The following is a 13,052-nucleotide window of genomic DNA, read 5'->3' as shown; positions in this document are numbered from 1 at the left end:
TTCGTCAGATAAAGCGCGACAGAAAGGCCTGCGTCCGCGGATGGCGCGGATTGACCAGCACATCCCCGGGGCGGCCCTGCTCGACCACAACCCCGCCGTCCATAAAGACAACGCGGTCGGCGGCCTCGCGTGCAAAGCCGATCTCATGGGTGACCACGATCATGGTCAGGCCCTGCGCGGCCAGATCGCGCATAGTGGCCAGAACCTCACCCACCAGTTCGGGATCCAGCGCCGAGGTCGGTTCATCAAACAGCATAAGCTTGGGCCGGATGGCCAGAGCACGCGCGATGGCGACCCGCTGTTGCTGCCCACCGGAAAGCTGTCGCGGATAGGCCGGGGCCTTATCGGCCAGCCCGACACGGTTCAGCAGCTGCATGGCATGGGCTGTGGCATCCGCCCGGCTTTCCCCGTGAATGCCAACCGGTGCCTCAATGATGTTCTGCAGCACCGTCATATGCGGGTATAGGTTAAAGCTTTGGAACACCATGCCGATTTTACGCCGCTGGCGCGCAATCGCGTTCTCAGAAAGCTTTAGCAGCTTGTCGCCCTGCAGCCGGTAGCCCATCTGCTCTCCATCAACCAAAATCGCGCCTTGCTGGATCGATTCCAGATGGTTGATGCAGCGCAGAAAGGTGGACTTGCCCGAGCCGGACGGCCCCAGCATGACGACCACCTCTCCGGGTGCGACATCAAGGTCGATGCCTTTCAGGACCTCTAGCTGATCATAGGCTTTGTGCACATTGCGGGCCTGTACGATAGGTTGTGTCATCACACCTCTCCTGTCGGCTGCATGGCCGCAGCCGCGCTGTTGCGGCGGTCGCTGCGGCCATAATAGCGTTCGATATAGCCCTGCCCGATGTTCAGCACCGAGGTGATGATCAGGTACCAGAACACCGCAACCAGCAGCATCGGCACGATGTCAAAGGTGCGGTTATAGATAGACTGCACAGCATATAGCAGGTCCGACATGGCAATCACGCTGACCAGCGAGGTCGCCTTGACCATCGAAATCAGCTGATTCCCGGTCGGCGGAACGATGGCGCGCATGGCCTGCGGGATCACGATACGGCGCAGCGCGCGCCCCCGGGTCATGCCGAATGCCGATGCGGTTTCCGCCTGCCCCTTGTCGACCGACAACAGCCCGCCCCGGATGATCTCGGCCATATAAGCGGCCTCGTTCAGCGCAAGACCAAGGATTGCGGCCGTCAGCGGGGTAATGACGCTGTTGGTGTCCCATCCGCCAAGGCCGAGACCAAAGAGGTTGATCCCCAGCGTCGGGAAAAGCGTCGAAAGGTTATACCAGAAAATCAGCTGCACCAGCAGCGGCGTTCCCCGGAAAAACCAGATGTAGATCCCCGCCAGACCATTTGCCAGACTATCGTCGGACAGCCGCATGACCGCAAGGATCAGTCCAAGGATCGTCCCCAGGATCATGGCAACGACCGTCAGGCCCAGCGAAACCCACAGACCGGCGACGACCTCGGGGTGAAAGAAATACTCGCGTATCGTGGCCCAGCCGAAATTCTCATTATTGGCGATGGCCCAGAGGAAATCAGCCGCCAGCAGCACGACAATCAGCCACAGAGCCGTCTTGCCCCACCTGAATTGCTGGTGCGCCGTAGACACGTCGCGAAAGGTGACGTCCCCGGCTTTGGCAGAGTTTACCCTGTCTTTGCCGATCATCGCGGAATATCTCCGCCCAGGTTCATACCGGGGGTTTCGATCATGTTATTCTCAAGACCCCATTTGCGCATGATCGCCTCATAGGTGCCGTTTTTCATCAGTTCGGCCATGGCATCGGTCAGGACCGGACCCAGCTCTGACCCTTTTGGAACGACCGCGCCCTGAAAAATGTCGTCAAAGCCGTTCGATTGGCCAACGCCCGTCAGCTCAAGATCTCCGCCAGCCTGCTGGACGAAATAGGTCAGCGGCGCTTGCGAGGAAAAGAAGGCGTCGGCACGGTTCGACCGCACTGCCAGAACCGACTGGGGCTGGTCGGTATAGGACTGGACCTTGATCGCGTCCTTGCCCTCTTCGGCACAGCGGGCGCTTTGGGCTTGGATCACCCGTTCAGCCGAGCCGCCCGCCATGACCGAGATACGCTTGCCACAGGCGGTATCCAGCGAAACGATGCCATGCGGATTGCCTTTTTTCACCGCAAAGACCACGAACTCCTGAACCCAGTCCACGAAATCGTTGTTCTCTTGACGGGGTTTGTAATCCCCCACCGGGCCGAAAGCGAACTGGTATCGGCCCGAGTTCACCCCGGTCAGCAGCGCGGGCAGGCCGCCCACCGTTTCATGGCGGATCTCGACCCCCAGCAATTTGCCCAGAGCATCGGTCATGTCGGCGCTGGCCCCGGTCATTTTCGTTCCCTCGACGATTTCATAGGGAGGGAAAGAGCCGTTGTTCACCGAAATCATCGAACCGGCGTCGCGGATTTTCTGCGGCAACCGGTCATGAAGCGACTGATCCATGGTGACTTCAGGCAGATCCTGAGCAGCGGCAGCAGATGCCAGTACAGCACCCGAAATCAGGGCAGCGGCGAAGGTTTTCATTGTTTCTCTCCTGTCAGACAAAACGGGGAAATAGTTCAGCGGCGCTCAGCACGCGGGGCATGATGCCCTGCTGATGCAGCTCTTGCGCAAAATCGTTGATCATCCGCATATTCTCATTCACGCCGCTGGCGTTCCAACCCGCGGGAAGGTCGGCTTTACAGCGGCGCAGCTCGTCAAAAAGCCACGGGGTCGTATCCGCGTATTTCTGGCGCTTTTCATCCCAGATACGCTGCGAGGTATCGAGCATGTCCGAGATTTCCTGCGCAACCCAGGGATGGGCATCGGCGATCCCGGATTTGATGCTGATCAGATGCATGCCGGGGACATATCCGACATCATCCAGATAAGCCTTTTCCGCAGCGCGAAAATCGGTCTGGACCTGACGCAATCCGCTGTCGGGCGCAAAAAACCCCGCGGGCATGAAGGGGGTGAAAATCGCGTCCAGAAACCCCTCTCTCAGCAGGTCGGCCATAGGCCGCTCATCGGGGCAAGCCTCGATACGCCCGGGGCGGCCAAAGCCGTCCAGACGATCGGTGATCGGATGTGTTTCGGTCAGCCGCCCCGCATACCAGAACGCATCCTCGACCCCCACGCCATCACGGCGCAGCACGGCCCGCGTCCAGGTATTGCCACTGTCGCGCCAGCCGGTGACGCCGATACGGCCCCCCTTCAACTGGGCAAATGAGGTCGGGCCGTCATTGCGGGTAATGACGCAGCGATTACGGAAACCGCGCATGATGAAATTGGGAATGCCGGTGATGCTGTCGTCGCCGTCGTGGCACAGCTGCGCGTAGCGGCTGAACGAAGTCTCGGCCACGTCATAATCGCTGCGCCCGACATGGGGCACCAATGTGCCGACACGATCTACGATCAGTTTCAGCTTTTCAGAAGCAACCTCACCAAGAACCAGAGGCGTAATGTAATCCCAATCGCGAAGGGCGATGCGCAGTGTCAGCAAGATGTGGCCTTTCTTAATTCCTCCATGAGTATTTTTTGTTTGACTGCTACTGATCAATAGATTTTATGTTACTGAACATTTAAAGACAGAGTTTGGCTTGTGGAAGAACCGGTTACGGTCGAGAAAATTGCCCAAAATCTGGGCGATCCGTCAGCTCGTGGCATTGCCATGCATGTTCGCGCCCTGATTCGAGCGGGCGTTATTCCGCATGGCGCGCGCCTGCCCCCGGTCCGCGACATCGCCTTTGTGCTGGGGATCAGCCCGGCGACCGTCTCTGCTGCATGGAGCGATTTGCGTAAGCGTTCGGTGCTGGAGGGGCGCGGTCGGAATGGCATCCGCGTCGCCGATCGGCCGGTAGTGACCCAGCCCACCCGCTTTGCCTCGGCCGGGCGCTATGGCTCCGGGGTGCTGGACCTGTCTTTCGCCGTTCCCGACACAGCCCTGTTGCCGCCGCTTGAGGCCGCGTTGGCTTATGGGGCCCGGGCGCAGGGTCTGAACAGCTACAGCCGGGTTCAGGTGCAGCCCGAACTGGAAGAGGTTCTGCGAAACCAATGGCCCTATCAGCCAGAGGCGATGCTGGCTGTGAACGGCGGCTATAGCGCGGTTCACATGGTTCTGGGTGCCCTGAGCCTGTCGGATGCAGTTGTCGCGGTCGAGGACCCGACACCGATGCGCCATCTGGACATTCTTGAACATCTGGGCGCGATCATCGTGCCCGTTGCCAATGATGGCCAGGGACCCCGGCCCGACATGCTGGCCCGCGTGATGGAAAAGCGCCCTGCAGCTTTCCTGTTCCAGCCCAGGCTCAACTCTGTCACGGGATATGAACTGACGCCCCAGCGGCTGCGACAGCTGGGCGACGTTCTGGCGAATGCGGACACCGCGATCATCGAGGATGACGGCCTTGGGGGGCTGTCCACCAACCCGCCACAGTCGTTGGGCAGCCGCTTTCCGGACCGCACCACCCATATTCTATCCTTTTCCAAACCATATGGTCCCGACCTGAGGCTTGCCGTGCTTTCGGCCAATGCCGACCTGGTGGCGCGACTGCGCGCCTATCGCAGCTTCAATTCGGGCTGGACCAGCCGCATCCTGCAATCAGCCACCGCCTGGCTGCTGCGGGACTCCCAAACCGCCGAGGTAATCGCGCACGCCAAACAGACCTATGCCGAACGCAACCGCACCCTTTCCCACGCCCTGCAAACGCGGGGGATAACACATCGGCTTGGCGCAGGGCTTGCCACTTGGATGCGCGTGTCAGAAGAATCCTTTGCAATGATCACGCTGGCCGCGCATGGAATTGCGGTCATGCCGGGCAGCCGCATGTCTTTGCGCAACGAACCTCATATCCGCGTGGCGACCGGGATCATCTCAAAGGACTATGACCGGATCGCGGACGCGCTTGCGCTGGCCTGCGGTCCTGCCGGCTGATCGAGCAGAAAGGGCAGGTCTGCGCCTTACCAGCGTATCTGCCAGAATATCAGCGGTAATAGAACTGGCCAAAGACCCCGAAAGCAGGCCCCCCGGCCATCGCACCCTTGGTCAATGCGCCATCAGACTGTCCATCGCGCCGGGCTTGTCGTGAATGGCAAGCTTATCCACGATGGTCTCAGAGGCCTGGTTCATGCCGACAACCTCGACCTCTGCCGCGTTACGGCAGAACTTCAGGATCGCCGTATCCAGCGCCTGCACCGAGGAAGTGTCCCGGATATGGGCGCGGCTGATGTCGATGATCACCTTTTTTGCCGCTGGACCAAGGGCAAGGCATTCATGAACGCCTCGACCGAACGGTAAAGCAACCGGCCCTCGATCACATAGCCGCGCACCCGGCTATCCGGGTTGAGTGGTGACCCGGAACAGATGGGCGATCCTGGCAGCGAAAAATATCCCAGACAGCAGCACTCCGATGGCAAGGTTATAGGTCCGGACCACCGCCGCCATCATCGCCAGCATCACCACAGAAGAGGACCGCGGATGGGTTCTGAGGTTCCCAAGCGACGACCACGAGAATGTGCGGGCCGACACCACGATCACCACGGCCACCAATGCGGGCATCGGGATCTGCGCCACCCATTCCCCCAGAAAGACCACAAGAATCAGCAGCACAAACCGGCGACAAAGGGCAATAGCCTGCCTCGCCCGCCGGATTTCACATTGATCATGCTTTGCCCGATCATCGCACAACCTGCCATGCCACCGATAAAGCCGGTAGCGGCATTGGCGATACCCTGCCCGATACATTCCTGATTGCGGTCGGATCTCGTATCGGATCAGGCTCTGCGTCATCAGGCTTTCCGGCAGCCCACCACGGCGATGGCTGCCGAATAGGGCGGGATGATCAGCAGCATCTGCAGCGTCAGCACCCGTGATCGCGTACGAGTGTGACCATCAAAACCGCCGTCGCAGCAATCGCGGCCGAGATCATGCCCGACCGGCCACCGGCAGGGGCGATCAGCACCGCGATGGAAAAGCTGGCGTAAACCCCCATCTTGGGGTCGACGCCGGCTATGGTGGAAAAGGCGATGGCCTTGGGGATCGGCGCCAGTGCGACGACCGGCCCGGACAGCAGATCGCCCCGGACATTGCCGGACCATTCAGCCCGGTAAGTGCCAAAAGCAAGCATGTCATCCGTTCCTGACCGATCAGAGCCCCGGAACGGGCCATGTCGATATCCAGTCCTTGGTATAGGTTCGGGTTGTCCGGCGGACAGGCGGCCGGAAAACCCAGCCGGAAATTTCACCCTGCTCCATGTTAAATGGCGCACCGCATAAAGAATGCCGGCCAGAATGCCAGGACGCGAAGGCAGCACCAAAGTCCGGGTCAGCGATGGCGCGCACCGACCATCCGGCTTAAAGAGCTTGTCGCGAAACCAACTGCCGGAGCCAAAGCTTTGCCATTTACCGCCATCATAAACAGCGTCAGCTCACTGCTGTTCATCCTGCTGGTCGCGCATACAACCGCCTATCAAGAGGCAAACTGGCCCGCGGGCCGCGTCGTCCATGTCCGTGAATGGGTTGTCTATGCCGCCTATGCGCTGGGGGCGGTGTTGCTGTGGCTGACGGTCTTTCCGTTGAAAGATCAGCAACGCCGGGCAGCCCTTGCCGCATGGTACCCATGGGCATGCTGGGCGCTGCTGATCGTCGGTGTCGTCATCATGCCGATGTTTTTTCCCACCCGATAACGAGCTGCACACCGATCTGCAGCAGGTGCTTACCCCGTTACGCGGCAGGCTCATACCTTACAGGTCCGCGCTTGCCGGCCCGTTATGGTTCACGGAATACCCCCGGTGCCCGATCGGGGAAAATGGCCGACGCCGATTCGGACAGAGCGCCGCGTGCCCGGTCTCACCCCCTGTCCGTAAGGTGATATTGGCAATCACTGGCCCGGGCAAAAACCGGGCAAGACAGGCCGCGCTGTCCTGACGCCGCCATGAAAGGCCACTGCCGGTACGGGCATCGAACCGGCAGCAGCGCCTTGGCTTACGAAGCGGTCCGGACCACGCCCGCCGGCTCTGCCGTCAGGGCAGAGAGGCCCGCCAGATCTTCGGCATCCTCACGCTCGGCATTCGAAAGCTCACGCGCATCCGTTCCGGTCATCCGCAGCACGATCAGCACGCAAATCAGCGACACCAGCGCATAGCCGCCCGAAACAATGGCGACCGGGATGATGCTGCCGGTCTTGTTCAGCAGGAACTGCAGCAACACGGGGGTACCACCGCCGACCGTCACCGCGCCCAGCTGGTTTGCAAGCGACAGGCCCGAATAGCGCACCCGGGCAGGAAAGGCGCGCGCCAGCACGCCGGCAATCGCGCCATAGTACATGCCGTGCGGAATGGTCGCGAGCGCCATGGTGATCATCGCGAACCAATAGTTCATGCTGTAGATGCCGTAAAACATCAGCGGCACCAGAAAGAACTCGGGCACAGTGAACATCAGCACCGCCTTGCGCATATCCATGCGGTTCATCAGGATCGCGCCAAAGGGCTGAGTGATGCACTGCACAATCACCGCGACCGAAATCAGGCTTAGGAACGTACCTGAATCATAGCCCAGCGTCTTGGTCGCCCAAGACAGCGCAAAGCTGGTCTTGATATATGTCACATAGATGATCGGCAGCGTGCCCGCGCCAAGCAGGATCAGCGGCCAATGACCCCGGATCGCCTCGCGTACCGGCTGAACATTCTGCTCGCGGTTCTCTTTCAGCAGCTTGCGCACATCCTGCGCATCCTCGATGCTCAGCCGGATGATCAGGCCGATCGCGATCAGGACCGAAGACAGCAGGAACGGAACGCGCCACCCGCCGTTCAGCAGGAAATCGGGCGTATCAGCCATGCTGAGCAGGAAGAAAACGCCAATCGCCAACAGGTTCCCTGCCGGAGCACCCTGCTGGGCAAAGGCGGAATAAAGCACGCTTTTACCCTTGGGCGCGTTCTCGCTGGCGATCAGAACCGCACCGCCCCATTCACCGCCAACCGCAACGCCCTGGATAAAGCGCAAGAGCACCAGCAGCACGGGCGCCATGACCCCGATCGAGCCATAGGTCGGCAACAACCCGATACAGGTGGTCGCCAGCCCCATCATCAACAATGTGATGACCAGCGTCGTCTTGCGCCCGATCCGGTCGCCCAGATGACCAAAGATCACCCCGCCGACCGGACGCGCCAGAAAGCCGACCCAAAAGGTCACAAAGGACATCAAGGTCGCAACGCCCCGGTCCATATCGGGCGAAAAGAACAGATCGCCAAAGACCAGCGAGGCCGCCAGACCATAGATGTAAAAATCATACCACTCGATCGTCGTTCCGACGAAAGATGCGATGCCAGCACGCCTGGCCTTGATGGCCTGGGTCTGGGTCTGGGTCGGGTTACTGGTCATGGGCGCATCCTCCTCAAGCGCGATGGGCGGGTCGGCCTGCGGCTTCCAGTGCCGCAAGCTGAGAACATTCCTGTGGTGGTGAACAGCGTTTATCTGCGGCGGGTCGGGGCCACGCCGCTGTCCCGCAGCTCTGTGATCTGCTGATCAGAAAAGCCGTGTTCGCGCAGGATCTCGTCTGAATGCTGCGCAAATTCCGGAGGCGCGGCGCGGTAATCCGGCCCTGTCCGGGTCAGCTTTACCGGGGCGCCAAGGCCGCGATAGCCGTCCTTGCGCACCACCATGCCGCGATGTTCGGTATGGGGCAGCGCCAGCGCCTCGGCCACGTCCAGAACCGGCCCTGCAGGTACGCCCGAAGCGATGAGATGAGGGGCAAGTTCCTCGGCCTTGAACCCGGCCAGTGCTGCCTCCAGTTCATGGCGCAGGGCGTCCCGATTGATGAGCCGGTCAGCGTTGGTCGCAAAACGCGCGTCCCCGGGCAGTCCGGGCACACCGATCAGTTGGCAAAGCTTGCGGAACTGTCCGTCATTCCCGACAGCCAGATAAAGCGGCCGCGTCCCCGTCGCATAGGTCGAATAGGGGGCGATGTTGGGATGGCTGTTGCCACTGCGCTGTGGCACCTTGCCCGAAAGGAAATAATTGGCCGCATGGGGATGCAGCAGCGACAGTGAGGTATCAAACAGCGCAGCCTCGACATACTGGCCCTTGCCGCTGTGGTTGCGTTCATGCAGCGCCATCATGATGCCGATAACCGCGTTGAGCCCGGTCACCATATCGACAACCGGCAGCCCGACCCGTGTCGGCTCTCCGTCAGCCTCGCCGTTCACGCTCATCACCCCGCCCATGGCTTGCAGGATGGCGTCATAGCCCGGCAGCCCGCCAAAGGGGCCGTCGGCACCAAAACCCGTCACACAGCAATGGATCAGGCGCGGGAACCTCTCGGCCAGCACATCGTGGCCGATGCCCCATGCCTCAAGCGTGCCGGTCTTGTAGTTTTCCAGCAGCACATCGGCATCTTCGAGCAGGCGCAGCAACACCTCGCGCCCCTCGGGCTTGCGCAGGTCCAGCGCGATCGCGCGTTTGTTCCGGTTCAGCCCAAGGAAATAGGACGCGGTATCCCCCTGAAACGGAGGGCCCCAGGTCCGGGTATCATCGCCTGCCGGCGGCTCGATCTTGATAACATCAGCGCCGTGATCCCCAAGCACCTGTCCCGCATAAGGCCCGCCGAGGATCCGGCTGACGTCGATCACGCGGATCCCGTGCAGCGCACCGGTCATTCTGCGGCCTCTGCGATTTCGGCATCCCCAAGCGTCGTGTACACCAGCGAGATCAGCTCGTCATCCGCGGCGCCCTGCACCGTATCCAGCGGATCGCGGCTGCTCAGCTTGTGGCGCAGCACACCATGGGCCAGGGTCAGCCGGTCTGTGCTGCGCTCATTTGTCATTTCCGACTGGCGGGCGCTTTCCCAGGCCATGACCACAGACGAGGTGGCGTTATAAACCGCGCTGGCGGCCTGTCGCGTTTCGATCTCGCGCGCGGGATCATGGGCAACGGCATGCAGCAGGTCGGCCGAGCGTTTAAACGCATCGGTGATGGCCGGTTGCGGACCAAGGATGGACTGCGTTTCTTCGTTCAGGCCGGTGAGATAGCTTTCAAGCGCGGTCAGGGCGTCCTCGCGCCGCACCGCCCGGGCCACATCCAGCGCGACGATGTTGCTGGTCCCTTCCCAGATCGAGCCAAGATGCGCGTCGCGCAGGACGCGGGCATCCGACCATTCCTCAATATAACCACAGCCGCCGCGCACCTCCATTCCGTCGCCCGTCACCTTGCGGGCATCGCGGCAGGTGCGGAACTTGACCAGCGGCGTCATGATCCGCAGCACCTTGGCCATGTTCTCGGCCCCACGGTCGGCTGCATCCAGAACGCGCGCAGTGTGGAACACCATCGAACGGCCCTGCTCTGCCGTCAGCAGCATCTTGCTGAGCTGGCGGCGCATCAGCGGCAGGTCGATCAGCCGCTTGCCGAATGCAGTACGGTTGGTTGCGATGAACACCGCCTCATTCACCGCACGGCGCATCAGCCCGGCCGAGCGGACACCATTCGCCAGCCGTGAGTTGTTGATCATGTCGGTCATGTGCTTAAAGCCACGGCCGGGATCACCAACGATATAGGCGGTTGCCCCCTCAAGCGCAATTTCGCCGCTGGCCATCGAGCGGGTGCCCATCTTGTCCTTCAGCCGCAGGATCCGATAGTCGTTCTTGCGCCCGTCCGGCAAAATGCGCGGCAGCAGGAACAGGGTCAGACCACGCGTGCCGCCCTCGCCGCCCTCGGGACGCGCCAGAACCATCGCCAGCGCGGCATCAGGGTTCGAGCAGAACCACTTGTCGCCGTAAAGCTTCCACTCACCATTCTCTTGCCGGGCAATGGTGTCGATCGCTCCGACATCCGACCCCGCGATCTGCTCGGTCATGAACATGGCGCCCTGAAACAGCTCGTCCATGTCCTGACTGGTCAGCTGGTCGAAATAGCGGTCGATCAGGTCCTGAGAGCCGAACTTGACCAGCGTGCGGGTCAGGGAATCGGTCATCGACAGCGGACAGCAAAGCCCGAATTCGGCCTGCACGAACAGATAGACCAGCGCATATTTGACCAGCGGCGGCAGTTTGGTGTCGAGCCCGAAAACACCCGGGCGATGCGACATCGCAGCCAGCCCGAATTCGCCAAAGGCGACATCCTCAAGCGCCTCATAGGCGGGGTGCTTTTCGATCCGCTCGACCGGGGCACCGTTGCGGGCGCGGATATGCAGCACCGGCGGGTTCTTGTCGGCAACCAAAGCCAGCTCTTCCAGCCAGCCACCGACCAGATGGCCCATGCGGTCGGCCTCACGCAGGACGGTGGGCAGGATGTCCGACGGCAGATAGATGCGCAGCAGGTCCGCCATGGCCGGATCGGCGGAAAAGACGTTCATGCCAACACTGTCAGGAATATTGCGGTAGATTTCGGCGGACATCACAGCCTCCCCCCATCGAATTCAACAAAGAAGAGCCATAGCCGGGTATATCTTTTCTAATACTATTTACCTAATATACGATACGTAAAACCATATCACGGATCAGGCATGACCGTTACCCTGCGACAATTGCGTTACTTTCTGGTTCTGGCCGAAGAGCTGCACTTTGGCCGGGCGGCCGAAAGATTGCACATTTCTCAGCCACCGCTCAGCGCGAGCCTCAAGCAGCTGGAGCAAAAGCTGGGCTTTGAACTGCTGCAACGGAATCAGCGCGGCGTGCGGCTGACACCGGCGGGACGGCTTTATGCCCAGAATGTGCGACAGATCCTTGCCCAGCTAGAAGCGGCTGAGGTCGAGGCCGCGCAAACCGCGCAGACGATCTCGGGCCGGCTGACGGTGGCCTTTGTGCCCTCGATGCTGTTTCGCAACCTCGACACGACGCTGAAAGAGTTTCACGAGGCCTACGTCGATGTCGAGCTGCAACTGCGCGAGATGAACACGATCAAGCAGATCGAGGGGCTGATGAACCGCAGCATTGATCTGGGCTTTGTCCATTCGGTCAGCCTGCCCGATCAGATCGCGGAACATGTGCTTGAGACCGAGCGCCTGATGTGCTGCGTTCCCCGCGACCATCGCCTTGCGAGACGCGGGCGGGTCCGGCTTGCTGATCTTGAGGGGGAGCGGGTCTTGCTGTTTTCCCGCGAATTCGCGCCGCAATTCTATGATAAGATCGTCAGCCTGCTGGCCGGTTGCGGCAACCAGCCCTATTCCAGCTACCATATCCAGCACTGGTTTACGGTGGTGGCGCTGGTCGGTCGGGGCATGGGTGTCTCACTGGTGCCGCAATCGCTAAGCCGGTCCAGATTCAGCAATGTCCGCTATATCGAAGTTGAAGAGGCCGAGGCCGAGCACCGTGTCTCGATGCTATGGCACCGCGACAATCGCAACGAGCTTGTGACGCTGTTCAGCAGATTTGCGGCCGAGCGGGTGAGTTAAATGGCGCGTTTTTCCAACCCGGCATGCGGGGTGGGCTATTACGCCAGAAAGAATATTCCATTGCGCTTGGATCATCTGGCGGAGCCATTTTCCAGATCGCCTGGGCAAACCTCTGCATTCAGCCAAACGATTTTTCCTCCTTATTGCCGTGTCACTGAAGCCGCTTCAGACTGAGTGACCGTTCAGGGTCTTTCGTGGCACTGTCCTTCAAGAGAGGCCTTACCCGATACCAGCTTCGCGGGCAGCTTCGGTTCGCAACGGGGGGTGCCCGCCTCTCGTTTACCGTCACGGCACCCTGTCCCGGCCCGATCTGCTTGAGCAGTTTACCAGCCCCCCCATCCTGTAAGATGTGATGGAATTGGCATTTTGGGAAAATGGCACTGCGAAATCCGGCAACATGCGATCCGCCACCTTCCGTAAGCTATTGGAGAAAAATCGGGGAAAGAGAGAACACCAGATCTGCCTACGTAACGGCAAATATTCATCTTTTCAGATTGAATTGGTGGAGCCGAGGGGAATCGAACCCCTGGCCTCATCATTGCGAACGATGCGCTCTACCAACTGAGCTACGGCCCCATTGACGCGCTATCTCGCCTACCTTCCCGGGCTTGTCAAGTGGCCGAGGAAAGGGAAACACAAGCCTTTCGCACCGCCAAAAA

At 60.7% G+C, this 13,052-nt stretch carries 10 protein-coding genes, 1 tRNA gene, 1 pseudogene and 1 other annotated feature; of the genes and pseudogenes, 3 read left to right on the top strand and 9 right to left on the bottom strand.

Annotated features, from left to right (window positions below; genetic code table 11):
• Positions 1–4: 4 nt before the first annotated feature.
• From F8A10_RS01160 to F8A10_RS01145, 4 genes are read right to left on the bottom strand one after another with little or no spacing between them, the layout of a single operon-like run.
• Positions 5–769: an amino acid ABC transporter ATP-binding protein gene (locus tag F8A10_RS01160; protein WP_010398760.1), complete on the bottom strand. Its 765-nt coding sequence runs from the start codon at positions 767–769 to the stop codon at positions 5–7.
• Positions 769–1,683: an amino acid ABC transporter permease gene (locus tag F8A10_RS01155; RefSeq protein ID WP_085502718.1), complete on the bottom strand. Its 915-nt coding sequence runs from the start codon at positions 1,681–1,683 to the stop codon at positions 769–771. The genes F8A10_RS01160 and F8A10_RS01155 overlap by 1 nt, the downstream gene beginning before the upstream one ends.
• Positions 1,680–2,558, bottom strand: a complete 879-nt coding sequence (locus F8A10_RS01150) for an ABC transporter substrate-binding protein (protein WP_010398763.1) — start codon at positions 2,556–2,558, stop codon at positions 1,680–1,682. The genes F8A10_RS01155 and F8A10_RS01150 overlap by 4 nt, the downstream gene beginning before the upstream one ends.
• 13 nt (positions 2,559–2,571) lie before the next feature.
• Positions 2,572–3,516, bottom strand: a complete 945-nt coding sequence (locus F8A10_RS01145) for a hypothetical protein (RefSeq protein WP_010398765.1) — start codon at positions 3,514–3,516, stop codon at positions 2,572–2,574.
• Between the two features lie 99 nt (positions 3,517–3,615).
• On the opposite strand from F8A10_RS01145, the gene F8A10_RS01140 reads away from it, so the two are divergent.
• Positions 3,616–4,947, top strand: a complete 1,332-nt coding sequence (locus F8A10_RS01140; protein WP_152366516.1) for an aminotransferase-like domain-containing protein — start codon at positions 3,616–3,618, stop codon at positions 4,945–4,947.
• A 111-nt stretch (positions 4,948–5,058) separates the two neighbouring features.
• Here the strand turns inward: F8A10_RS01140 and F8A10_RS01135 are convergent.
• Positions 5,059–6,139 (bottom strand): annotated as a pseudogene (locus tag F8A10_RS01135) (SulP family inorganic anion transporter).
• Positions 6,140–6,209: 70 nt separating this feature from the next.
• Positions 6,210–6,267 (bottom strand) — a sequence feature (sul1 is cis-regulatory element that is thought to sense ions involved in sulfur or methionine metabolism; They are found in Alphaproteobacteria).
• Between the two features lie 139 nt (positions 6,268–6,406).
• Here F8A10_RS01135 and F8A10_RS01130 point away from each other — a divergent pair.
• Positions 6,407–6,697, top strand: coding sequence for a hypothetical protein (locus F8A10_RS01130; RefSeq protein ID WP_085502720.1), 291 nt, complete (start codon positions 6,407–6,409; stop codon positions 6,695–6,697).
• A gap of 298 nt (positions 6,698–6,995) precedes the next feature.
• Here the strand turns inward: F8A10_RS01130 and F8A10_RS01125 are convergent, their stop codons facing one another.
• The 3 genes from F8A10_RS01125 to F8A10_RS01115 form a co-directional block, all read right to left on the bottom strand.
• The gene (locus F8A10_RS01125; protein WP_085502726.1) at positions 6,996–8,390 is read right to left on the bottom strand and encodes an MFS transporter; all 1,395 of its coding nucleotides are present in this window, start codon (positions 8,388–8,390) and stop codon (positions 6,996–6,998) included.
• Positions 8,391–8,479: 89 nt separating this feature from the next.
• Positions 8,480–9,664, bottom strand: a complete 1,185-nt coding sequence (locus tag F8A10_RS01120; protein ID WP_152366515.1) for a CaiB/BaiF CoA transferase family protein — start codon at positions 9,662–9,664, stop codon at positions 8,480–8,482.
• The gene (locus F8A10_RS01115; protein WP_085502722.1) at positions 9,661–11,397 is read right to left on the bottom strand and encodes an acyl-CoA dehydrogenase family protein; all 1,737 of its coding nucleotides are present in this window, start codon (positions 11,395–11,397) and stop codon (positions 9,661–9,663) included. The genes F8A10_RS01120 and F8A10_RS01115 overlap by 4 nt, the downstream gene beginning before the upstream one ends.
• A gap of 108 nt (positions 11,398–11,505) precedes the next feature.
• On the opposite strand from F8A10_RS01115, the gene F8A10_RS01110 reads away from it, so the two are divergent.
• On the top strand, positions 11,506–12,393 hold the full coding sequence (locus tag F8A10_RS01110) for a LysR family transcriptional regulator (protein ID WP_085502723.1): 888 nt from the start codon (positions 11,506–11,508) through the stop codon (positions 12,391–12,393).
• A gap of 500 nt (positions 12,394–12,893) precedes the next feature.
• Here the strand turns inward: F8A10_RS01110 and F8A10_RS01105 are convergent.
• Positions 12,894–12,969, bottom strand: a tRNA-Ala gene (locus F8A10_RS01105).
• Positions 12,970–13,052 lie beyond the last annotated feature (83 nt).

It is taken from the genome of Paracoccus kondratievae (assembly GCF_009301415.1).
Classification (GTDB): Bacteria; Pseudomonadota; Alphaproteobacteria; order Rhodobacterales; family Rhodobacteraceae; genus Paracoccus; species Paracoccus kondratievae.
This window is presented reverse-complemented; position numbering and strand designations above follow the sequence as displayed.